The organism is Enterobacter sp. 148H3 (genome assembly GCF_034107425.1).
In the GTDB taxonomy this organism is placed as follows: Bacteria; Pseudomonadota; Gammaproteobacteria; order Enterobacterales; family Enterobacteriaceae; genus Enterobacter; species Enterobacter vonholyi.
Window position 1 is genome coordinate 182,384 of sequence record NZ_JAWNEI010000007.1, and the last position, 22,696, is coordinate 205,079.

The window sequence follows — 22,696 nt, forward strand, 5'->3', positions numbered from 1 at the left end:
AGGAAAGATGAATATACCGGGTGATGAGCTTTACACTTTGCTCCATGCTGCGCTGAAAAAGCGTGGGCAAGAGACGCTCCAGCGCACGCTCTATCATGCTTTGCGGGAGGCGATACTGTGCGGCAGGCTTCGGTCCGGCAGCCAGCTGCCCGGTTCGCGAACGCTGGCGCAGCAGATCTCGGTTTCCCGAAACACCGTCAATGCGGCGCTGGACCAGCTCACGCTCGAAGGTTATTTGCTGCGTAACCGTCAGGGGACACGGGTGGGGCAATTCGCTCATCGTACGATTGCCCGAACGCTGCCGGATCCTGACGTCAGGCTGACAAAACGTGTCGCCCTGCTGCCCGCCCCTGTGCAGCGCGATACCCCTGTGATGGCGTTCACGCCGGGAACGCCTGCCATTAACTATTTCCCCTTGCCGCTGTGGCGGCGATTGTACGATCGTGTTCTGCGCGAGGAGGGAAGTGCCCTGTTAGGCTATGGTGACCCGGCCGGTGAACCGTCTCTGCGGGCAGCGATTGCCCGGCATCTCGCCTTGTCCCGCGGTATCGACTGCGACGCCAGCCAGATTGTGCTCACCGAAGGTGCGCTCGAGGGGGTCAATCTCTGCACGATGCTATTAAGCGAGCCTGGCGATGTCGCCTGGGTAGAAAACCCTGGCTACAGCGGGGCAAAGAGTGCGTTTGTTAAAACCGGCCTGGCGATGACGGGGATACCGGTTGATGACGAGGGAATGTGCTGGGAAGGGCTGGATGCGCCTGCCCCCTCAATGATCTTTACATCGCCTTCGCATCAGTTCCCTTACGGGAGCGTGCTCAGCGCGCGGCGGCGGCTGGCGCTGCTTGACCTGGCCCGGCAGCACAACGCGTGGATCATTGAAGATGATTACGACAGCGAGTTCCGTTATGCCGGTGAGCCCGTACCGGCGATGCTGGGAATGGTCAACAATGCGCCCGTTGTGTATCTGGGGACGTTCAGTAAAACGCTGTTTCCGTCACTTCGCATGGGGTTCATGGTGTTACCGCCAGCGCTGGCTAAGGCGGTTCGTCCGGCCATCGGCTCGCTGTTGCGGGGTGGGCATCGTGCCGAACAGCGTACCCTGGCGCTGTTCATTGAAGAAGGTCATTACGCCCGCCACCTTGCCGCCATGCGTCGGCTGTACCGTAAACGCTACCGCCAGCTGCGGGAGGTGCTGGGCGCCGAGCTTCATTCTCCGCACCGCATTCTGGCAGGCGAAGGTGGGATGCATCTGACGCTGGCGATAGAGGGTATTGACGACCAGAAGCTGGTGGCGAAGGCGAGAGCGTTTCAGCTGGCACCCGCTGCACTGAGCGGGTATTACCTGGAGGCGAAGCAGGGGCAAACCGGGCTGGTTTTAGGTTACGGTAATACCTCTGCTTCTCAGTTTGCGCCGGGGATCCGACGTCTGCAGGCGTTAATTACGCAGCAGCAGGGCGGGAAAGGGTAAAGACATCATAGAAAGAGAGCTGTCCTTTGGTGGAGACCATTTTCTGCAGCTTCTCTTTTTGCCCGGCTTCAACTGCCGGAGAGTGCATGATGTTTTCGATCAGCTCCTCTGGCACGTAACGCGTGTTGTACCATTCGCCGTTATAGCAGACCCGAAAATCGAGCACGTCGATATCTTCGTAACGGTAGCGCGGATTCACGTCGAAAAAGAAAAAGGCGTTAAAGACGACAAACAGTACAACCAGCAGCCAGACGGAGTCCACCAGCGTTTCGGACTTCATCATAACAATAAGCGTCGCCAGCCAGGCGGCATACATGGCGACAAACAGGCCAGGATGTTTGCGAATAAAGCTAATGCTAAAGCGCGGGCGATTATCGCGCTTTTCGCGGAGGTTAAGATCGTCGATGGTGGCGGTAAGCAGGCGCTGTATCTCGGTCATTTTTTGCCTTCATGAGAGTTGACAATACAGGGTGTCTGCCAATTTTAGGGGAGCCATTAGGCTGAAAAAAGTAACAGTCTGGCGCTAAAAGACTATAACAGTTGACTCCCCGCGACTTCACAGCGCTTTGATAATTTTTGCCGGGTTGCCGCCAACGACGACGTTAGCCGGGACGTCTTTCGTCACGACCGCGCCGGAGGCCACCACCACATTATCACCAATGGTGACGCCAGGGTTAATGACCGCCCGGCCACCAATCCAGACGTTATTTCCAATATTGACGGGTTTTCCAAACTCCACGCCGCTGTTTCGTTCCTCCGCATCCAGCGGGTGGGTTGCCGTATAAATATGAACACCCGGCGCGAGCATACAGTTATCGCCAATATGAACAGGGCAGACATCCAGCATCACGCAGTCGAAGTTAGCGTAAAAGTTTTTGCCCAGATAAATGTTATATCCGTAGTCGCAGCGGAAGCTCGGCTCTATATAAGCGCCTGCGCTTTGTCCGAGAAGTTCCGCCAGAATGTTCTGGCGTTCTGTTTTTTCATCAGGCGCAGTGTGGTTATAGCGGTAAACCAGATGGCGGGCCCGCAGTCGGTCAGCCCGTAATGTCTCATCGCCGGGGCGATAATGTTCACCGGCAATCATTTTCTGTTTTTCTAAGCTCACTGGAAACCTCTCTGGATGTTATTACCGCAGATTAATCGGAACTGGCCAGGAGGGGAACGTTCCCGGAAAGCCGATGTGACCATCGTCACAACATTGCTGTTGTTGAACGCGTTTTACACGGAGACCTGGCTTACGCACAGGGGGCATAACGGGATAGGTAAAACTCAGAACGAGGCGTAGAACTCTACAGACACCCTTCAAAGATTAACGGACAAATTTCCACACAGAAGTAGGGATTTTGTCATACAGCTTATTCATTGTTAGTTCAGCAAGACGATGGTCAGCGGCTGAATAAAATACCGCCAGTTCATTATCAGAAAGCTCGTATTTATTCTTTTCAATGACGCGTTCAAGCGTGTCAATTGACTGACAACGTCGTAAGCGCATCAAATAATCGATCTTTGTGAGTGGTTTATCAGACATAAATTCACCTTAGTAATTGTAATAATTTTAACAGGAAAGACTCACCGGGTTAGCTCTGCTCACGTTGACGAAACAGCGGAATAGTCGATTTCCCGATTTACGCCATTTTTGCAAATCCTGAGCGTTAATGCCGTAACTACTGAACAACATAAAGGTGTCGTCCAGGTATTCATCAATTTGCTCGATGAGCTTATTATCTTCATTGTACTTAATTTTATAATTAAGTGCGAAGGTTGCGATATGCTCTATCAGCTCATTCAACTGTAAATTGATGGCAGACGTTGGATCGTTTACCCAGCCATGGTTACTTTCATCAAGATTGGCAAGGCAGTCATGGTACAAGGATTCGCAGAGAAATTTCAACTGCGCGATATCATGCCTTTTTGGCGAGTACTCGTCCATAGCGCATCCCCTTCTGAGTGATTTCTTACTCACCGAACATCATTGTCGGGATGGATACAACTGACTTAGCTACATGAGTGCTGTGTTCCTGATAACCTAACTATAAGCCACTCCTTCCTGGATTTCACCGCGCTATTACGAAAAATTACAAATAAAACCGCAGGCTGGGAGCTTGAACGCAAATGGTCCCCCTGGACTCAACGTTTTTATCCAAATTAACGACGGTGTTTTATCGCTTCCTTACGTTTCATTGGCTTAGCAAAAATGCTGAGAAAAGTTCAGATTAAGACTTATCTTTGTAAGAACTTCTTATTAGGAATATTCCTAATACCTTAGGCGGGGAAATGAAATTAAAAAAATCCCGATTTCACCGATTAAGTTATCAGTTAATTATGATATGTCTATTTAAGATGGCAGAAAATAAATTGAATCACAATAAGCGTAATTTATGATTTTTTCTGAAAATGAAAAAGGCCGCTAATGCGGCCTTTTTATCATGTGAAACCGGTATCAGTGAGGTTCTACCGAATGACTGTGTTCAACATCTTCATTCTTTCGGCTAAAGCGGCGGCGAACCACCACGAAGAACACCGGTACGAAGAAGATAGCCAATACGGTCGCGGTAACCATACCGCCCATCACACCAGTACCTACTGCGTTCTGCGCGCCGGAGCCCGCTCCGGAACTGATAACCAGCGGCAGTACGCCGAGGATAAACGCCAGTGACGTCATCAGGATCGGGCGCAGACGCATACGAACCGCCTCAAGCGTCGCCTCAATAAGACCTTTGCCTTCTTTCTCCATCAGATCTTTGGCGAATTCAACGATAAGTATCGCGTTCTTCGCCGACAAGCCAATGGTTGTCAGCAGGCCTACCTGGAAGTAAACGTCGTTAGTCAACCCACGGAACGTCGCCGCAAGCAGCGCACCGATAACCCCGAGTGGAACCACCAGCATAACGGAGAACGGAATCGACCAGCTCTCGTACAGTGCCGCCAGACACAGGAAGACCACAATCAGTGAAATGGCGTACAGAGCAGGGGCCTGGTTACCGGACAGACGTTCCTGATAGGACATACCGGTCCAGTCATAGCCGATACCCGCAGGCAGTTTGCTCGCCAGCTCTTCCATCAGGTTCATGGCTTCACCGGTGCTTCGGCCCGGTGCAGCCTGACCCAGGATCTCCATCGATGGCAGACCGTTATAGCGTTCCAGACGCGGTGAACCGTATTCCCAGCGTGACGTTGAGAACGCCGAGAACGGAACCATCTGACCATTGCTGCCGCGCACGAACCAGCTGTTGATATCGTTCGGCAACATACGGTACTGCGCCTCTGACATCACGTACACTTTCTTCACACGACCGCGGTCGATGAAGTCGTTAACGTAGCTACCGCCCCAGGCTGCGCCCAGCGTGGTGTTGATGTCACTGATGGATACGCCAAGCGCCTGGGCTTTTTCCTGATCGATGTCGATTTTGTACTGCGGCGTATCTTCCAGGCCGTTTGGACGTACGCCGACCAGCAGGTCAGGGTGTTTAGCGACTTCACCAAACAGCTGGTTACGCGCCTGCGTCAGTTTCTCGTGACCGAGGCCACCCTGGTCAATCAGCTGGAAGTCGAAGCCGGTCGCGGTACCCAGTTCAACAATCGCTGGCAGGTTAAAGGCGAAGACCATCGCATCTTTAATCTGCGAGAAGGTGCCCATTGCACGGCCGGTGATGGCTTCAACCTTGTTCTTTTCGCCCGGACGTTCAGACCAGTCTTTCAGAGAAACGAAGGCAATACCGGTGTTCTGACCACGACCCGCAAAGCCAAAGCCGTTAACCGCAAACACGGATTCAACGTTGTCTTTCTCTTTGGTGAGATAGTAGTCCGTCACTTCATCCAGCACTTTCTGGGTACGCTCTTGCGAGGCACCTGCCGGAAGCTGCGCCATCGTCAGGAACACGCCCTGGTCTTCATCCGGCAGGAACGAGCTTGGCAGACGAACGAACAGGAAAGCCATGCCCACCACGATGATGATATAGAGCAGCAGGTAACGACCGGTGCTGCGCAGGATGTTACCCACGCTGTCGGTGTAGTGGTGCGTGCTTTTATCGAACATGCGGTTAAACCAGCCGAAGAACCCTTTGTGCTCGCCGTGACCGCCTTTCTGAATCGGCTTCAGCATGGTGGCACACAGGGCAGGGGTCAGGATCAACGCCACCAGCACCGACAGCGCCATCGCGGAAACGATGGTAATGGAGAACTGACGGTAAATCGCACCGGTAGAGCCCCCGAAGAAGGCCATTGGGATAAATACCGCAGACAGCACCATCGCGATACCGACCAGCGCGCCCTGGATCTGACCCATCGATTTACGGGTGGCTTCCTTCGGCGGCAGACCTTCTTCCGCCATCACGCGCTCGACGTTCTCGACCACCACGATGGCGTCATCCACCAGCAGGCCGATGGCGAGCACCATCCCGAACATCGTCAGGGTGTTTATCGAGTAGCCAAATATCGACAGGATCGCAAAGGTCCCGAGCAGAACAACCGGCACGGCAATCGTTGGGATAAGCGTCGCGCGGAAGTTTTGCAGGAACAGGTACATCACCAGGAACACCAGGATGATGGCTTCTACCAGCGTTTTAACCACTTCGTGAATCGAAATTTTGACGAACGGCGTGGTGTCGTACGGGTAAACGATTTTCAGACCTGACGGGAAGAACGGCTCCATCTTCTTCAGCTCTGCGCGGATCGCCGTGGCGGTGTCCAGGGCGTTAGCGCCTGTCGCCAGTTTGATACCCAGACCGGAAGCCGGTTTACCGTTAAACTTCGCGATGATGTCGTAGTTCTCACCGCCCAGCTCAACTTTCGCCACGTCGCGCAGGCGAACCTGCGAACCGTCCTGATTCACCTTCAGCAGAATTTTGCTGAATTCATCGGCAGAGGTCAGACGGGTCTGCGCGATGATCGAGGCGTTAAGCTGCTGGCCCTTCACCGGCGGCGTACCGCCTAACTGACCGGCCGCTACCTGGGCGTTCTGCGCTTTAATCGCGCTGATCACGTCAACCGGGGTCAGCTGGAAGTTGTTCAGCTTGTTCGGATCCATCCAGATACGCATCGCGTACTGGGAACCGAACAGCTGCACGTCACCCACACCGGAAGTACGGCTGATGGCGTCCTTCATGTTGGCGCCCACGTAGTCGGAAATATCCTCCTGCGTCATGGTGCCGTTGGTGTTGATAACCCCGACAACCATCAGGAAGCTGCTGGACGATTTCTCGACGCTCACGCCCTGCTGTTGTACTTCCTGCGGCAGCAAAGGCATCGCCAGCTGCAGTTTGTTCTGCACCTGAACCTGCGCAATGTCAGCATCCGTACCTGACTGGAAGGTCAGGGTGATCTGCACCGTACCGGTAGAGTCACTGTTTGAGGACATGTACATCAGGTTATCGATACCGTTCATGTTCTGTTCGATAACCTGGGTGACGGTGTCCTGCACCGTTTTCGCATCAGCCCCCGGGTAGGTTGCGGAAATTGTCACCGCCGGTGGCGCAATCGTTGGATATTGCGCGACAGGCAGCTTCAGGATCGCAAGTCCCCCGGCCAGCATGATGATAATGGCGATCACCCATGCAAATATGGGGCGATCGATAAAGAAATTAGGCATGTCTTAACGGCTCCTGTTTAAGTTAAGACTTGGTTTGTTCTGACTGGCCAGCGGCCGAAGCTTGTTGTTTATCGTCAGATTTCACTTCCTGTGCTTTAACCTGCGCGCCAGGACGAACTTTTTGCAAACCAGTAACAATCACGCGATCGCCATCTTTCAGACCTTCCGTCACCAGCCATTTATCGCCAATCGCCTGAGTGGCGGTGATATTGCGCGTTTCGACTTTGTCATCAGCCCCAACAACCAGCGCGCTCGCATCGCCGCGTGGCGTACGGGTCACACCCTGCTGTGGAACCAGAAGTGCGGTTGGATTTGTTCCTTCCTCCAGACGTGCGCGAACGAACATACCTGGCAGCAGATTTTTGTCAGGGTTCGGGAAAATCGCACGTAAGGTGATGGAACCAGTGGTCTGGTCGACCGTCACATCAGAGAATTCCAGGGTACCTTCCTGCGGGAACTTGATACCGTCGTTGGTAATCAGCTCCACTTTGGCTTTGCCGTTTTCCTGTTTCAGGGTGCCGTTAGCCAGCTCCTGTTTCAGGCGCAGGAAATCGTTGCTGGACTGCGTCACGTCAACGTAGATCGGATCGAGCTGCTGCACGGTCGCCAGCGCAGTGGTCTGACCGTTCTGCACCAGAGCCCCTTCCGTGACGGAAGACTTACCAATACGTCCGCTGATAGGGGAGGTCACTTTGGTATAGGCCAGATTAATGCGCGCGGTTTCGACGGCCGCTTTGGCTGCCACCACGGCTGCGTTAGCCTGCTGTGCATCTGCCAGGGCGGTATCGTAATCCTGTTGGCTGATGTACTTAGTGCCGAGCAGTTTTTGGTAGCGGTTCAACGTCAGCTGAGCAATTTTAGCCGCGGCCTGTGCTTTAGCCAGATCGCCTTTCGCGCTTTCATAAGACGCCTGATAGGTTGCGGGATCAATCTGATACAGAGACTCACCGGCCTTCACATCACCGCCTTCGGTGAAGTTACGCTTCAGGATAATGCCGCTAACCTGAGGACGCACTTCCGCAATGCGGTAAGCATTTGTACGGCCTGGTAATTCGGTGGTGATTTGTAGAGGTTCAGATTTGAGCGTCACGACGCCTACTTCTGGCGCCTGCTGAGCTCCTTGTTGAGCTGGTTTGTCGTCACATCCTGTTAGCGCTAAGCTGCCTGAGAGCATCAGAACGACCGCCAGAGGCGTTAACCCTCTGTTTTTGTTCATATGTAAACCTCGAGTGTCCGATTTCAAATTGATCAAGGGTCCTGAGTCTAAAACCCATTGCTGCGTTTATATTATCGTCATGCTATGGTACATACATTCACAAATGTATGTAAATCTGACTCCTGTAAATTCACCCACCTATGGCACGAAAAACTAAACAACAAGCGCTGGAAACCCGACAACACATTCTGGATGTGGCAATACGTTTGTTCTCGCAGCAGGGTGTTTCATCCACCTCGCTGGCGCAGATTGCTCAGGCTGCCGGTGTGACGCGAGGAGCGATTTACTGGCATTTTAAAGATAAGTCAGATCTGTTCAGTGAAATCTGGGAGCTTTCAGAGTCCAGCATTAGCGATCTCGAGAGTGAGTATCGGGCAAAATTCCCTGACGATCCACTCTCAGTATTGAGAGAAATATTAGTATATATCCTTGAAGCAACGGTAGTTGAAGAACGTCGCAGATTAATGATGGAGATTATTTTTCATAAATGCGAGTTCGTGGGCGAGATGGCGGTTGTGCAGCAGGCACAGCGCAGCCTAAGCCTGGAGAGCTATGACCGTATTGAACAGAACCTGAACCTGTGTATGCAGGCAAAACTATTACCGGCCAATCTCTTGACCCGACGAGCGGCAATCCTGATGCGCAGCTACATTTCAGGTCTGATGGAGAACTGGCTTTTCGCGCCGCAATCCTTTGACCTTAAAGAGGAAGCCCGCAGCTACGTGGCGATTTTACTGGAAATGCTGCAGCTCTGCCCCACGCTGCGCAGCGACGCGCCTTCGCTAACGCCCTGATCCCTTTCCAGGATTTATCTCAGAGGATAACGTTCGCGCTATTCTGCTTTCGGCGAGCGTGATATTCTTCACGCCGGACTATTTTCGGTCATCTTCTGACATCATTCACAACTATGCTGCCCATCAATCGCTCGCAACATCCTGTTTTTGCATTGCTCTTTGCGATGCTATTTTTCTTCGCCACGGCGCCGCTGACCTGGGCCCGCGCCGATAACAGCAACGATATTCCCTCGCGCGGCGATGTTCAGTCGCAGCTCGACACGCTGAACAAACAAAAAGATCTCTCCCCTCAGGAGAAACTCATCCAGCAGGATCTGACAGAAACGCTGGAAACGCTGGATAAAATTGAACGCGTAAAAGCAGAAACCGTCCAGCTTCGCCAGAAGGTGGCGCAGGCACCTGAAAACATGCGTAAGGCCACCGAAGCGCTGAATGCCCTCAGCGATGTGGATAACGACGACGAGACGCGCAAGACGCTCTCGACGCTCTCCTTACGTCAGCTCGAGTCCCGCGTGGCTCAACTGCTCGACGACCTGCAAACCGCACAGTCGGATCTCGCAACGTATAATAGCCAGCTTGTCTCTCTGCAGACCCAGCCCGAGCGCGTGCAAAACGCGATGTACGCCGCGTCTCAGCAGCTGCAGCAGATCCGCAACCGTCTGAACGGCACGACGGTCGGCGAAGGCACGCTGCGCCCGACGCAGCAAACCCTGCTGCTGGTTCAGCAGACCTTGCTCAATGCGCAAATCGAACAGCAGCGTAAAAGCCTTGAAGGGAATACGGTGCTGCAGGACACGCTTCAGAAACAGCGTGATTACGTCACCGCGAATATTAATCGCCTGGAACACCAGCTTCAGCTGCTGCAGGAAGCGGTTAACAGCAAGCGCCTGACGCTAACGGAAAAAACCGCTCAGGAAGCCGTATCGCCTGACGAAACCGCCCGCATTCAGGCGAATCCGCTGGTGAAACAGGAGCTCGAGGCCAACCACCAGCTTAGCCAGCGCCTGATACTGGCGACGGAAAACGGCAACTCGCTGGTTCAGCAAAATATCAAAGTGAAGAACTGGCTGGATCGCGCCCTGCAGGCTGAACGCAACATCAAAGAGCAGATTGCTGTTCTGAAGGGCAGCCTCCTGCTGTCGCGTATTCTCTACCAGCAGCAGCAGACGCTCCCGTCCGCCGACGAGCTGGAGGACATGACCAACCGCATCGCGGATTTACGTCTGGAACAGTTTGACGTCAACCAGCAGCGCGATGCCCTTTTCCAGAGCGATACTTTTGTCGCCAAAATTGAAGAGGGGCATTCAAGCGACGTTAACCCGGAAGTGCACGATGCGCTGCTCCAGGTTGTGGATATGCGTCGCGAACTGCTGGACCAGCTCAACAAGCAGCTGGGCAACCAGCTGATGATGGCCATAAACCTGCAGATCAACCAGCAGCAGCTGGTGAGCGTCTCGAAAAGTCTGCAGGAAATCCTGACCCAGCAGATTTTCTGGGTGAACAGCAACAAGCCGATGGACTGGGACTGGGTCAAATCCTTCCCTGAGACGCTGAAAACGCAGATCAAGAGCATGAAGATCACCGTAAACTGGGAGAAAGCCTGGCCTGCGGTAATGATTGCTTTCCTGGCCGGTTTACCGCTGCTGCTGATTGCCGGCCTGATCCGCTGGCGTCTGGGCTGGCTGAAAAAATACCAGGCGAAGCTGGCCTCCGAAGTAGGGCAGCTGCGCAACGATAGCCAGCTCCATACGCCAAAAGCGATTCTGATCGATCTCATCCGCGCCCTGCCGGTGTGCCTGATTATTCTGGCCGTGGGGCTGATTCTGCTCACCATGCAGCTCAACGTCAGCGACCTGCTGTGGGCGTTCAGTAAAAAACTGGCGCTGTTCTGGCTGGTGTTTGGCGTGTGCTGGAAGGTGCTGGAAAAAGACGGCGTGGCGGTGCGTCATTTCAACATGCCTGCGCAGCTGACCAGCCACTGGCGTCGGCAGATTGTGCGCATCAGCCTCGCGCTTCTGCCGCTGCACTTCTGGTCGGTTGTCTCTGAACTTTCCCCGCTGCATCTGATGGATGATGTGCTGGGCCAGCTGGTGATCCTGCTGAACCTGCTGCTGATTGCGATCCTGATGTGGCCGATGTGCCGTGACAGCTGGCGTGATAAAGAGTCCCACAATATTCGCCTGGTCACCGTGACGGTGCTGGCGATCATTCCGCTGGCGCTGATGGTGTTGACGGCAACGGGTTACTTCTATACCACGCTGCGCCTGTCCGGGCGCTGGATTGAAACGGTCTATCTGGTGATCGTCTGGAACCTGCTTTATCAGACCGTGCTGCGCGGCCTGAGCGTGGCGGCCCGCCGCATTGCCTATCGCCGCGCCATCGCGCGTCGTCAGCATCAGGTGAAAGAGGGGGCCGAAGGCGCTGAGCCGCAGGAAGAGCCGACCATCGCGCTGGAGCAGGTTAACCAGCAGACGCTGCGCATTACCATGCTGGTGATGATCGCCCTGTTTGCGGTGATGTTCTGGGCTATCTGGTCCGATCTTATTACCGTTTTCGCCTATCTCGATAGTATTACGCTCTGGCAATACAACGGTACCGAAGCGGGCGCTGCGGTCATGAAAAGCGTGACCATGGGTAGCCTGCTGTTTGCACTGGTGTCGTCGGTTGTAGCCTGGGCGCTGATCCGCAACCTGCCAGGCCTGCTTGAAGTGCTGCTCCTGTCACGTCTGAATCTCCGCCAGGGGGCGTCCTACGCCATTACCACGATCCTCAACTACGTGATCATTATTGTTGGGGCGATGACGGTCTTTGGCTCGCTTGGCGTCTCGTGGGATAAACTGCAGTGGCTGGCGGCGGCCCTCTCGGTCGGTCTTGGTTTTGGCCTGCAGGAGATCTTCGGTAACTTCGTGTCCGGCCTGATCATCCTGTTCGAACGTCCGGTACGTATCGGCGATACCGTCACTATCGGCACGTTCTCGGGAACTGTCAGCAAGATCCGTATCCGCGCTACCACCATTACCGACTTCGATCGTAAAGAGGTGATCATCCCGAACAAAGCGTTCGTGACAGAGCGTCTGATCAACTGGTCGCTTTCGGATACGGTAACGCGCGTGGTGATCCGCCTGGGCGTAGCCTATGGATCGGATCTGGATAAGGTGAAAGAGGTGTTGCTGAAGGCGGCGTCTGAGCATCCGAAAGTGATGCACGATCCGGCTCCGGCGGTGTTCTTTACCACCTTTGGGCCGAGTACGCTGGATCACGAGCTGCGTTTATACGTGCGTGAGCTGCGCGACCGCAGCTACACGGTGGATGAGCTTAACCGCTCTATCGATCGACTGTGCCGTGAAAACGATATTAATATCGCCTTCAACCAGCTTGAGGTTCACCTGCGTAACGAGAAAGGTGATGAGCATACGGAAGTGAAGCGCGACATTAAGGGCGACGACCCGACTCCGGCTTAATCTATTTTCCCTCTCCCCCTGGGAGAGGGTTAGGGTGAGGGGGAAGTTTCCCCTCAAAATCCCGCCGTACAATCTCCAGTGCCTTAAGCACCGTCCCGGCGGGGATCTCATGATTCTCCAGCAGCATAATCAAATCGACGGCCAGCTTGACCTCATCGGGTGCATTTTCCAGTGACATGGGTGTGGCTCCTGTTAACGGGTCAAACGTTCGATGACATGCTCAATCTCATCCAGCGCCTGACGGCAGCGGACTATACGTCCTTCCAGCGCGCTAATCTCGCGCATCAATAGCTGCTGCTCTTCCAGCGTTTCGCTGTGGTTCAGACGCACTTCGCGTTCGCGCTTCATCTCAAACAGCCGGCGCTCAAACTCCTGGTTCTCCAGCCGCTTGCGCTGCCATTTACCGAGTCCCGGCGAGGCGCTGTCCCAAGCGCGCAGCGGCCAGGCGGTAATCTCGCGATGCAGGGCGGTGATCTGCTCAGTGAGATGCTCTGCAAGCCACGCCACCTGCTCCTGCTGTTCACTCTCAACCGCATGGCGAAGCTCGTCGAGGTTCGTCTGCGCTTCAGCAAGGTAATCCTGAATGACGGTGCTGCGGGTACGAAAAAGCTGCCGGTCAAAGCGCGGCTTCAGCGTGGCGTGCCCCATTAGCGGCGTGGCCTGCTCCCGCAGAGCAATCAGCTGATTTTGCAGCCTCTCAAGAAGCAGTGCTGTTTTCAAGGCGCTCTCCAGTGGTAAAGTAGCCGTTCAGTTTGATAACGATTCGCATTATGAAGCGTACTATTTTAATCATCATTGGCTGGCTTGCGGTAGTGCTTGGCACGCTGGGGGTGTTTTTACCCTTGCTGCCGACCACGCCATTTATCCTGCTGGCGGCCTGGTGCTTCGCCCGCTCGTCGCCGCGTTTTCACCACTGGCTGCTATACCGCTCATGGTTTGGCGGCTATCTGCGGCACTGGCAAAAACACCGGGCCATGCCGCCCGGCGCGAAGCCGCGCGCGATCGCAGTGATTCTCATCACCTTCGCTATTTCATTATGGCTCGTGAAAATGATGTGGGTACGTATTCTGCTGCTGGCGATCCTGACCTGCCTGCTTTTCTTTATGTGGCGGATCCCCGTGGTTGATGAAAAGCAACAAAAGCACTGAAGCCTCATCATGGCTGTTGCAATTATCACGCGCAGCCAGTAAATTCGACCGTTTTCGAGCACAGGTGCGCCTGGTCAAAGGTTAAACAATTGTTGCCTTGGCCGACTCGTTGCGCGCTGTGAGTAACACTGTTTCATTTAGGCAAAACCGATGACCGCAACTGCACAGCAGCTTGAATATCTGAAAAACAGCATCAAAAGCATCCAGGACTATCCAAAGCCTGGCATTCTTTTCCGTGATGTCACCAGCTTGCTGGAAGACCCGAAAGCGTACGCGCTCAGCATTGAACTGCTGGTCGAGCGTTATAAAAACGCCGGGATCACCAAAGTAGTAGGTACCGAAGCCCGTGGCTTCCTGTTTGGCGCACCGGTTGCGCTGGCAATGGGCGTGGGTTTTGTGCCGGTGCGTAAGCCGCGCAAACTGCCGCGTGAAACCATCGCAGAAAGTTACGAACTGGAGTACGGCACCGATCAGCTTGAGATCCACGTTGACGCGATCAAGCCTGGCGACAAAGTGCTGGTGGTTGACGATCTGCTGGCGACCGGCGGCACCATTGAAGCGACCGTGAAGCTGATCCGCCGTCTGGGTGGGGAAGTGACCGACGCGGCCTTCATCATCAACCTGTTCGATCTCGGCGGTGAACAGCGCCTGGAAAAACAGGGTATTACCAGCTATAGCCTGGTGCCTTTCCCGGGTCACTAATCCCGGTTTTCACAACCTCGCTCAATGGGTGAGGTTGTGATAGCATTCCCCTCCATAAATTCACCTTCCAGCGTTGCAGAGCCTGCCCATGAGTTATCAGGTGTTAGCCCGTAAATGGCGACCACAAACCTTTGCTGACGTTGTCGGTCAGGAACATGTGCTGACGGCCCTGGCGAACGGCTTGTCGCTAGGTCGCATCCATCACGCCTATCTTTTTTCCGGCACCCGCGGCGTCGGCAAGACCTCTATTGCCCGTTTGCTGGCAAAAGGTCTTAACTGCGAAACCGGGATCACCGCCACGCCGTGCGGCGTGTGTGATAACTGTCGGGAGATCGAGCAGGGGCGTTTTGTCGATCTGATCGAGATCGACGCCGCCTCGCGCACTAAAGTGGAAGATACGCGCGACCTGCTGGATAACGTCCAGTACGCCCCGGCGCGCGGCCGCTTCAAGGTCTACCTGATCGATGAAGTGCACATGCTGTCGCGCCACAGCTTTAACGCCCTGCTGAAGACGCTGGAAGAGCCGCCCGCGCACGTGAAGTTCCTGCTGGCGACTACCGATCCGCAAAAGCTGCCGGTCACGATTTTATCGCGCTGCCTGCAGTTCCACCTGAAGGCGCTGGACGTTGAGCAGATCCGCGCGCAGCTTGAGCATATTCTTGATGAAGAGAAGATTGTCCACGAACCGCGCGCCCTGCAGCTGCTGGCCCGCGCGGCGGACGGCAGCCTGCGTGATGCGCTCAGCCTGACCGACCAGGCGATTGCCAGCGGTGACGGGAAGCTTTCCACCGAGGCGGTCAGCACCATGCTCGGCACGCTGGATGACGATCAGGCGCTGTCGCTTATCGAAGCGATGATTGCCGCCAACGGCGAACGCGTGATGTCGCTGGTGAATGCCGCCGCTGCCCGGGGTATTGAATGGGAAGGACTGCTGGTTGAGATGCTCAGCCTGCTGCACCGCGTGGCGATGCTGCAGCTTTCTCCGTCCGCCATCGGTGCGGATATGGCCACCATTGAACAGCGGATGCGTGAGCTTGCGCGCACCGTGCCGCCTGCCGACGTGCAGCTGTATTACCAGACGCTGCTGATTGGCCGCAAAGAGTTACCGTTCGCGCCGGACCCCAGGATGGGTGTTGAAATGACGCTGCTGCGCGCGCTGGCGTTTCATCCGCGTATGCCATTGCCGGAGCCGGAAGTGCCGCGGCAGTCTTTCGCGCCGGTCGCCCCTACGGCGGTGATGTCGCCGCAGCAGGTCCCACCGCAGACGACACCGCCGCCGCAGCAAAACGTGCCGCTGTCGGATGCCACCAGTTCGGTGCTTGCCGCACGCAGCCAGCTGCAGCGTGCGCAAGGAGTAACCAAACCAAAAAAGAGTGAACCGGCAGCGCCAGGAAGAGCGCGGCCGGTGAACAACGCCGCGCTTGAACGACTGGCCTCGGTAACGGAGCGCGTACAGTCGCGTCCGGCACCGTCCTCGCTCGAGCAGAGAGCCCCGGTGAAAGAAGAGGCTTACCGCTGGAAGGCAACCACCATCACCGAAGCGGTGAAGGAAGAGGTCGCCACGCCGAAAGCGCTGAAAAAGGCGCTGGAGCATGAAAAAACGCCGGAGCTTTCCGCGAAGCTTGCCGAAGAGTCCATCGCGCGCGACGCCTGGGCCGCCGAGGTCAGTAAGCTCCAGCTGCCGAAGCTGGTCGAGCAGGTCGCGCTGAACGCCTGGAAAGAGCAGGACGGCAATCAGGTACGTCTGCACCTGCGTCCGGGCCAGCGGCACCTCAATTCCCCTGGCGCGCAAAAGGCGCTGGCCGAGGCGCTCGCCGCATTACAGGGTGCGCCGGTTGAATTGACTATCATTGAAGATGATAATCCGGCAGTGAAAACGCCGCTTGAGTGGCGCCAGGCCATTTATGAAGAGAAGCTCGCGCAGGCGCGCGAGGCGATTATTGCGGATAACAACATTCAGACCCTGCGCCGGTTCTTCGACGCCGATCTGGATGAAGAGAGTATTCGCCCCATTTGATCGTGAGTCTGACTTACGGTTGTAATCCCTTAAACGTGAAAGAAGAGAGAAGCCTATGTTTGGTGGAAAAGGCGGTCTGGGTGGCCTGATGAAGCAGGCTCAGCAGATGCAGGAAAAAATGCAGAAGATGCAGGAAGAGATCGCTCAGCTGGAAGTCACGGGTGAGTCCGGAGCCGGTCTGGTCAAGGTGACCATCAACGGTGCGCACAACTGCCGTCGCGTTGAAATCGACCCGAGCCTGCTCGAAGACGACAAAGAGATGCTGGAAGATCTGGTTGCAGCCGCGTTTAACGATGCAGCTCGCCGTATCGACGAAACCCAGAAAGAGAAAATGGCCTCCGTTTCCAGCGGCATGCAGCTGCCGCCTGGCTTCAAGATGCCGTTCTGATGCAAACCAGTCCGCTGCTCACGCAGTTAATGGAAGCACTGCGCTGCCTGCCGGGCGTTGGCCCGAAGTCGGCGCAGCGCATGGCGTTTACGCTATTGCAGCGCGACCGCAGCGGCGGGATGCGCCTGGCGCAGGCTTTAACCCGCGCCATGTCAGAAATCGGTCACTGTGCGGATTGCCGTACCTTTACCGAGCAGGACGTGTGTAACATCTGCACGAACCCGCGTCGTCAGGAAAACGGCCAGATTTGCGTGGTGGAGAGTCCAGCGGACATCTACGCCATCGAACAAACCGGGCAGTTTTCCGGCCGCTATTTCGTGCTGATGGGGCATCTCTCCCCGCTGGACGGTATTGGCCCGGACGATATCGGTCTTGACCGCCTTGAACAGCGTCTTGAGTCCGAAACGATCAAAGAGGTGATCCTCGCCACTAACCCCACGGTGGAAGGGGAGGCAACCGCCAACTATATCGCCGAGCTGTGCTCGCAGTATGGCGTTGACGCCAGCCGCATCGCCCACGGCGTGCCGGTCGGCGGCGAGCTGGAGATGGTGGACGGCACCACGCTGTCACACTCTCTGGCCGGACGTCACAAGATTATTTTCTGACCAAACGGAGGCTGCGCGCGCGGCCTCCGCTTGAAAATTTCCCCCCGTATCCCCATCTCTCACTCAACGTTTTAAAACCCCATTAAATGGCATTGTTGAGGTCGACATAGATGAAAGGACAAGAAACCCGTGGTTTCCAGTCAGAAGTAAAACAGCTTCTGCACCTGATGATCCATTCCCTGTATTCCAACAAAGAAATTTTCCTGCGTGAGCTGATTTCCAACGCCTCGGATGCGGCGGACAAGCTGCGCTTCCGCGCGCTGTCTAACCCGGACCTGTACGAAGGCGACGGCGAGCTGCGCGTGCGCGTCTCGTTTAATAAAGAGAACCGCACTCTGACTATCGCCGATAACGGCATCGGGATGAACCGCGACGAGGTGATCGACCACCTCGGGACCATCGCGAAATCCGGCACCAAGGCGTTCCTGGAGTCCATGGGCTCAGACCAGGCGAAAGATAGCCAGCTGATCGGCCAGTTCGGCGTCGGTTTCTACTCGGCGTTCATCGTGGCGGATAAAGTCACCGTGCGCACCCGCGCGGCGGGCGACAGCGCTGAAAACGGCGTGCTGTGGGAATCCAAAGGGGAAGGCGAATACACCGTTGATGACATCACTAAAGCGGACCGCGGCACCGAAATCACCCTGCACCTGCGTGAAGGGGAAGATGATTTCCTGAACGACTGGCGCGTGCGCTCCATCATCAGCAAATATTCCGACCATATCGCCCTACCGGTTGAGATTGAAAAACAGGAAGAGAAAGACGGTGAAACCATCGTTTCCTGGGAGAAAATCAACAAGGCGCAGGCGCTGTGGACGCGCAACAAGGCTGAAATCAAGGACGACGAGTACAACGAATTCTACAAGCACATCGCCCACGATTTTACCGACCCGCTGACCTGGAGCCACAACCGTGTGGAAGGTAAGCAGGAGTACACCAGCCTGCTGTACATCCCGGCACAGGCACCTTGGGACATGTGGAACCGCGATCACAAGCACGGCCTGAAGCTGTACGTGCAGCGCGTCTTCATCATGGACGATGCCGAGCAGTTCATGCCGAACTACCTGCGCTTCGTGCGTGGTCTGATAGATTCCAACGACCTGCCGCTGAACGTCTCCCGTGAAATTCTGCAGGACAGCGCCGTCACCCGTAACCTGCGCAACGCCCTGACCAAACGTGCGCTGCAGATGCTGGAAAAACTGGCGAAAGACGATGCGGAAAAATATCAGACCTTCTGGAAACAGTTCGGTCTGGTGCTGAAAGAAGGCCCGGCTGAAGACATGGCGAACGTTGAAACCATCGCCAAACTGCTGCGCTTCGCCTCTACGCACACCGACTCCTCCGCCCAGACCGTGTCGCTGGAAGAGTACGTCTCCCGCATGAAAGAAGGGCAGGAGAAGATCTACTACATCACCGCCGACAGCTACGCCGCGGCGAAGAGCAGCCCGCACCTGGAGCTGCTGCGTAAGAAAGGTATCGAAGTGCTGCTGCTTTCTGACCGCATCGACGAGTGGATGATGAACTACCTGACCGAGTTCGACGGTAAGGCGTTCCAGTCCGTTGCCAAAGCCGACGAGTCCATCGACAAGCTGGCGGATGAAGTTGACGAAAGCGCGAAAGAAGCCGAGAAGGCGCTGGAGCCGTTCATTGATCGTGTGAAAACCCTGCTGGGCGAGCGCGTGAAAGAGGTACGTTTCACCCACCGTCTGACCGACACCCCGGCTATTGTCACCACCGATGCCGACGAAATGAGCACCCAGATGGCGAAGCTGTTCGCCGCGGCGGGCCAGGCGGTACCGGAAGTGAAATATATCTTTGAGCTTAATCCGGATCATCCTCTGGTGAAACGCGCGGCGGATACCCAGGACGACGCCTGCTTTGCCGAGTGGGTTGAACTCCTGCTGGATCAGTCCCTGCTGGCCGAGCGCGGCACGCTGGAAGATCCTAACCTGTTCATTAAACGTGTGAATGCGCTGCTGCTGGCGTAATTGACCACGCCTCCCCTGGTCTTCTCCCTCTCCCTGTGGGAGAGGGCCGGGGTGAGGGCAACAGACCGCACGACTCCAAATAATCACCCCTCATTAACCGTTTCAGCCTTCCTCCCTTCCTTGAGCGATGCCCGTTCTGGTGGTATTGTTTAGCGCTTTTGAAAAATTGAAACGACTTTTGAGGGGATTTTCGCAATGCGTATTATTCTGCTTGGCGCTCCGGGCGCGGGTAAAGGAACTCAGGCTCAGTTCATCATGGAGAAATACGGTATTCCGCAAATCTCCACCGGTGATATGCTGCGCGCCGCTGTTAAATCTGGCTCCGAGCTGGGTAAACAGGCGAAAGACATCATGGACGCAGGCAAGCTGGTGACCGACGAGCTGGTGATTGCTCTGGTTAAAGAGCGCATTGCTCAGGAAGACTGCCGTAACGGTTTCCTGCTGGACGGCTTCCCACGCACCATTCCTCAGGCTGACGCCATGAAAGAAGCGGGCATCAACGTGGACTACGTTCTGGAGTTTGACGTACCGGACGAGCTGATCGTTGACCGTATCGTTGGCCGTCGCGTACACGCTGCTTCTGGCCGCGTTTACCACATCAAATTCAACCCGCCTAAGGTTGAAGGCAAAGACGACGTGACCGGCGAAGAGCTGACCACCCGTAAAGACGATCAGGAAGAGACCGTGCGTAAACGCCTGGTGGAATACCATCAGATGACCGCGCCGCTGATCGGCTACTACACCAAAGAAGCGCAGGCGGGTAACACCAAATACGCCAAAGTTGACGGCACCAAAGCCGTGGCTGACGTACGTGCAGAGCTGGAAAAAATCCTCGGCTAATCGCGCGCCTCTCACCCGGTCTCCCGGGTGAGAAATATTCTCATCTTACCTATTACAGCAATGGGTTTCGTTTAAACGCATTTCCGCTACAATTGACAACCTATCAAATGGTTAAGAGGCGTGAATGAGTCAGGCGAAAACCGGCATCCTGCTTGCCAATCTGGGCACTCCAGAAGCACCTACATCAGACGCGGTAAAACGCTACCTGCGACAATTTTTAAGCGACACGCGCGTCGTGGATTTCCCGCGACTGCTGTGGTGGCCGCTGCTGCGTGGCGTCATTCTGCCGATTCGTTCCCCGCGCGTCGCCAAACTCTATCAGTCCGTCTGGATGGAAGAGGGCTCGCCGCTGATGGTCTACAGCCGTCGCCAGGAAAAAGCGCTGGCCGCCCGCCTGCCGGATATGCCCGTCGCGCTCGGCATGAGCTATGGAAAACCGTCCCTGGAAAGCGCGGTGGAATCCCTGCTGGCGCAGGGCGTGGACCATATCGTGGTGCTGGCGCTCTACCCGCAATACTCCTGCTCGACGGTGGCCGCCGTCTGGGACGAGCTGGCGCGAATACTGGCGACCCGCCGCCGCATTCCGGGCGTGACCTTTATTCGCGACTACGCGGATAACGATCTCTATATCAAGGCGCTCGCCAACAGCGCGCGCGCGTCGTTTGAAAAACACGGCGAGCCTGATCTGCTGCTGCTCTCCTATCACGGGATCCCGCAGCGCTTCGCCAATGAAGGGGATGATTACCCGCAGCGCTGCCGCGATACCACGCGCGAACTGGTCTCCGCCCTTGGCCTGCCGCCTGAGAAGGTGATGATGACCTTTCAGTCGCGCTTCGGCCGCGAGCCGTGGCTGACGCCATACACCGATGAAACCCTCAAAATGCTGGGTGAGAAAGGCGTGAAGCACATCCAGGTGATGTCGCCGGGCTTCTCGGCAGACTGTCTGGAAACGCTGGAGGAGATTGCGGTACAAAACCGGGAATTTTTCCTGGAGGCAGGCGGCGAAAAGTACGAGTATATTCCGGCGCTTAACGACTCGTCTGAGCATATCGACATGATGGTCTCGCTGGTAACGAACGGTCGCTAATCGCACTTCGGGCCGGGTTTGTGCTACCATTCCCGGCCCATATTCTTCGTACAGTTCAGACCATGAAATTTCCCGGTAAACGCAAATCCAAACACTACTTCCCCGTCGATGCCCGCGATCCGCTCCTGCAGCAAATCCAGCCTGAAAATGAAACCAGCGCGGCCTGGGTCGTCGGTATCGACCAGACGCTGGTGGACATTGAAGCGAAAGTGGATGATGCGTTTGTCGCCCGTTATGGTCTGAGTGCCGGCCACTCGCTGGTCATTGAAGACGACGTTGCCGAAGCGTTGTATCAGGAGCTGGTGCGCGAAAACCTGATTACCCACCAGTTCGCCGGCGGTACCATCGGCAATACCATGCACAACTACTCCGTGCTGGCCGACGACCGCTCGGTGCTGCTCGGCGTGATGTGCAGCAACATTGAAATCGGCGGCTACGCCTACCGCTATCTGTGCAACACCTCCAGCCGCACCGATTTGAACTACCTGCAGGGCGTTGACGGCCCGATTGGCCGCTGCTTTACCCTCATTGGTGAATCCGGCGAGCGCACCTTCGCCATCAGCCCGGGTCATATGAACAAGCTGCGCGCCGAGAGTATTCCGGAAGAGGTGATTGCGGGTGCCTCGGCGCTCGTGCTGACTTCCTATCTGGTGCGCTGTAAGCCGGACGAGCCGATGCCGGAAGCGACCATGAAGGCGATTGAGTACGCGAAGAAGAACGACGTGCCCGTCGTTCTTACGCTGGGTACTAAATTCGTTATCGCCGATAATCCTGAATGGTGGCAGGCGTTCCTGAAAGAGCACGTCTCGATTCTGGCGATGAACGAAGAAGAGGCCGAAGCGCTGACCGGCGAAAGCGATCCGCTGCTGGCCTCTGACAAAGCGCTGGACTGGGTGGATCTGGTGCTCTGCACCGCGGGTCCGGTTGGGCTGTATATGGCAGGCTTCACGGAAGAAGAGAGCAAACGCAAAACCCAGCACCCGCTGCTGCCCGGCGCGATTGCCGAGTTTAACCAGTACGAGTTCAGCCGCGGCATGCGTTATAAAGATTGCATTAACCCGCTGCGCATCTACTCGCACATCGCCCCTTACATGGGCGGACCGGAGAAGATCATGAACACCAACGGCGCGGGCGACGGCGCGCTGGCCGCGCTGCTGCACGACATTACCGCCAATGCCTACCACAAAACCAACGTGCCGAATTCCAGCAAGCATAAGTTCAGCTGGCTGACCTATTCGTCGCTGGCGCAGGTATGCAAGTACGCCAACCGCGTAAGCTATCAGGTGCTGAACCAGCACTCACCGCGCTTAACGCGTGGCCTGCCTGAACGGGAAGACAGCCTCGAAGAGGCTTATTGGGACAGGTAAAATCAAAACGGCAACCCAGGTTGCCGTT

Annotated in this window: 20 protein-coding genes and 1 other annotated feature; of the genes, 12 read left to right on the forward strand and 8 right to left on the reverse strand. The window is 55.8% G+C overall.

Annotation, left to right across the window (positions count from 1 at the left end):
- Positions 1 to 7: 7 nt before the first annotated feature.
- Positions 8 to 1,468, forward strand: coding sequence for a PLP-dependent aminotransferase family protein (locus USH94_RS12565; RefSeq protein WP_111963394.1), 1,461 nt, complete (start codon positions 8 to 10; stop codon positions 1,466 to 1,468).
- Here USH94_RS12565 and USH94_RS12570 read toward each other — a convergent pair.
- The 6 genes from USH94_RS12570 to acrA form a co-directional block, all read right to left on the reverse strand.
- Positions 1,440 to 1,907 (reverse strand): YlaC family protein, encoded by a 468-nt coding sequence (locus USH94_RS12570; RefSeq protein WP_111963393.1) that lies wholly within the window; start codon positions 1,905 to 1,907, stop codon positions 1,440 to 1,442. The genes USH94_RS12565 and USH94_RS12570 overlap by 29 nt on opposite strands.
- A gap of 117 nt (positions 1,908 to 2,024) precedes the next feature.
- Positions 2,025 to 2,576 carry a maltose O-acetyltransferase gene (gene maa / locus USH94_RS12575; RefSeq protein WP_111963392.1) on the reverse strand — a complete coding sequence of 184 codons (552 nt, stop codon included), beginning with the start codon at positions 2,574 to 2,576 and terminating at the stop codon, positions 2,025 to 2,027.
- A gap of 204 nt (positions 2,577 to 2,780) precedes the next feature.
- Positions 2,781 to 2,999, reverse strand: a complete 219-nt coding sequence (locus tag USH94_RS12580; protein WP_008499287.1) for an HHA domain-containing protein — start codon at positions 2,997 to 2,999, stop codon at positions 2,781 to 2,783.
- 27 nt (positions 3,000 to 3,026) lie between these two features.
- The gene (gene tomB, locus USH94_RS12585; protein ID WP_008499288.1) at positions 3,027 to 3,401 is read right to left on the reverse strand and encodes an Hha toxicity modulator TomB; all 375 of its coding nucleotides are present in this window, start codon (positions 3,399 to 3,401) and stop codon (positions 3,027 to 3,029) included.
- Between the two features lie 510 nt (positions 3,402 to 3,911).
- Positions 3,912 to 7,058 (reverse strand): multidrug efflux RND transporter permease subunit AcrB, encoded by a 3,147-nt coding sequence (acrB, locus tag USH94_RS12590; RefSeq protein WP_029741964.1) that lies wholly within the window; start codon positions 7,056 to 7,058, stop codon positions 3,912 to 3,914.
- Between the two features lie 22 nt (positions 7,059 to 7,080).
- Positions 7,081 to 8,274, reverse strand: coding sequence for a multidrug efflux RND transporter periplasmic adaptor subunit AcrA (acrA, locus tag USH94_RS12595; protein WP_023310601.1), 1,194 nt, complete (start codon positions 8,272 to 8,274; stop codon positions 7,081 to 7,083).
- Between the two features lie 140 nt (positions 8,275 to 8,414).
- Between acrA and acrR the strand changes: the two genes are divergently transcribed.
- Together acrR and mscK are read left to right on the forward strand one after the other, a co-directional pair.
- Positions 8,415 to 9,068: a multidrug efflux transporter transcriptional repressor AcrR gene (gene acrR, locus USH94_RS12600; RefSeq protein ID WP_111963391.1), complete on the forward strand. Its 654-nt coding sequence runs from the start codon at positions 8,415 to 8,417 to the stop codon at positions 9,066 to 9,068.
- A gap of 113 nt (positions 9,069 to 9,181) precedes the next feature.
- Positions 9,182 to 12,529 carry a mechanosensitive channel MscK gene (mscK, locus tag USH94_RS12605; protein ID WP_111963390.1) on the forward strand — a complete coding sequence of 1,116 codons (3,348 nt, stop codon included), beginning with the start codon at positions 9,182 to 9,184 and terminating at the stop codon, positions 12,527 to 12,529.
- A gap of 1 nt (position 12,530) precedes the next feature.
- On the opposite strand, the gene rsmS is transcribed toward mscK, so the two are convergent.
- Together rsmS and priC are read right to left on the reverse strand one after the other, a co-directional pair.
- Positions 12,531 to 12,707: a pleiotropic regulatory protein RsmS gene (gene rsmS / locus USH94_RS12610; protein WP_111963389.1), complete on the reverse strand. Its 177-nt coding sequence runs from the start codon at positions 12,705 to 12,707 to the stop codon at positions 12,531 to 12,533.
- A 14-nt stretch (positions 12,708 to 12,721) separates the two neighbouring features.
- Entirely contained in the window at positions 12,722 to 13,249 is a 528-nt protein-coding gene (gene priC / locus USH94_RS12615) for a primosomal replication protein N'' (protein ID WP_111963388.1), read from the reverse strand.
- Positions 13,250 to 13,299: 50 nt separating this feature from the next.
- Between priC and USH94_RS12620 the strand changes: the two genes are divergently transcribed.
- The 9 genes from USH94_RS12620 (at position 13,300) to USH94_RS12660 (ending at position 22,668) form a co-directional block, all read left to right on the forward strand.
- Positions 13,300 to 13,677 carry a DUF454 family protein gene (locus USH94_RS12620; RefSeq protein WP_024906851.1) on the forward strand — a complete coding sequence of 126 codons (378 nt, stop codon included), beginning with the start codon at positions 13,300 to 13,302 and terminating at the stop codon, positions 13,675 to 13,677.
- Between the two features lie 150 nt (positions 13,678 to 13,827).
- Complete coding sequence (gene apt, locus USH94_RS12625; RefSeq protein ID WP_000127359.1) at positions 13,828 to 14,379, forward strand: adenine phosphoribosyltransferase; 552 nt, start codon at positions 13,828 to 13,830, stop codon at positions 14,377 to 14,379.
- Positions 14,380 to 14,467: 88 nt separating this feature from the next.
- Positions 14,468 to 16,396, forward strand: coding sequence for a DNA polymerase III subunit gamma/tau (dnaX, locus tag USH94_RS12630; protein ID WP_111963387.1), 1,929 nt, complete (start codon positions 14,468 to 14,470; stop codon positions 16,394 to 16,396).
- Positions 15,726 to 15,790 (forward strand) — a sequence feature (DnaX frameshifting element). (Overlaps the previous gene by 65 nt.)
- Before the next feature lie 55 nt (positions 16,397 to 16,451).
- A complete protein-coding gene (locus USH94_RS12635; RefSeq protein ID WP_003858972.1) occupies positions 16,452 to 16,784 on the forward strand; it encodes a YbaB/EbfC family nucleoid-associated protein in 333 nt (110 codons plus the stop codon).
- Positions 16,784 to 17,389: a recombination mediator RecR gene (recR, locus tag USH94_RS12640; protein ID WP_008499298.1), complete on the forward strand. Its 606-nt coding sequence runs from the start codon at positions 16,784 to 16,786 to the stop codon at positions 17,387 to 17,389. Before USH94_RS12635 ends, recR begins: the two co-directional genes overlap by 1 nt.
- 110 nt (positions 17,390 to 17,499) lie before the next feature.
- Entirely contained in the window at positions 17,500 to 19,374 is a 1,875-nt protein-coding gene (htpG, locus tag USH94_RS12645) for a molecular chaperone HtpG (RefSeq protein WP_111963386.1), read from the forward strand.
- 195 nt (positions 19,375 to 19,569) lie between these two features.
- Positions 19,570 to 20,214 carry an adenylate kinase gene (adk, locus tag USH94_RS12650; RefSeq protein ID WP_006809841.1) on the forward strand — a complete coding sequence of 215 codons (645 nt, stop codon included), beginning with the start codon at positions 19,570 to 19,572 and terminating at the stop codon, positions 20,212 to 20,214.
- 124 nt (positions 20,215 to 20,338) lie between these two features.
- Complete coding sequence (hemH, locus tag USH94_RS12655; RefSeq protein WP_111963385.1) at positions 20,339 to 21,301, forward strand: ferrochelatase; 963 nt, start codon at positions 20,339 to 20,341, stop codon at positions 21,299 to 21,301.
- 62 nt (positions 21,302 to 21,363) lie between these two features.
- Positions 21,364 to 22,668 carry an inosine/guanosine kinase gene (locus USH94_RS12660; protein ID WP_111963384.1) on the forward strand — a complete coding sequence of 435 codons (1,305 nt, stop codon included), beginning with the start codon at positions 21,364 to 21,366 and terminating at the stop codon, positions 22,666 to 22,668.
- The last annotated feature ends 28 nt before the right edge of the window (positions 22,669 to 22,696 follow it).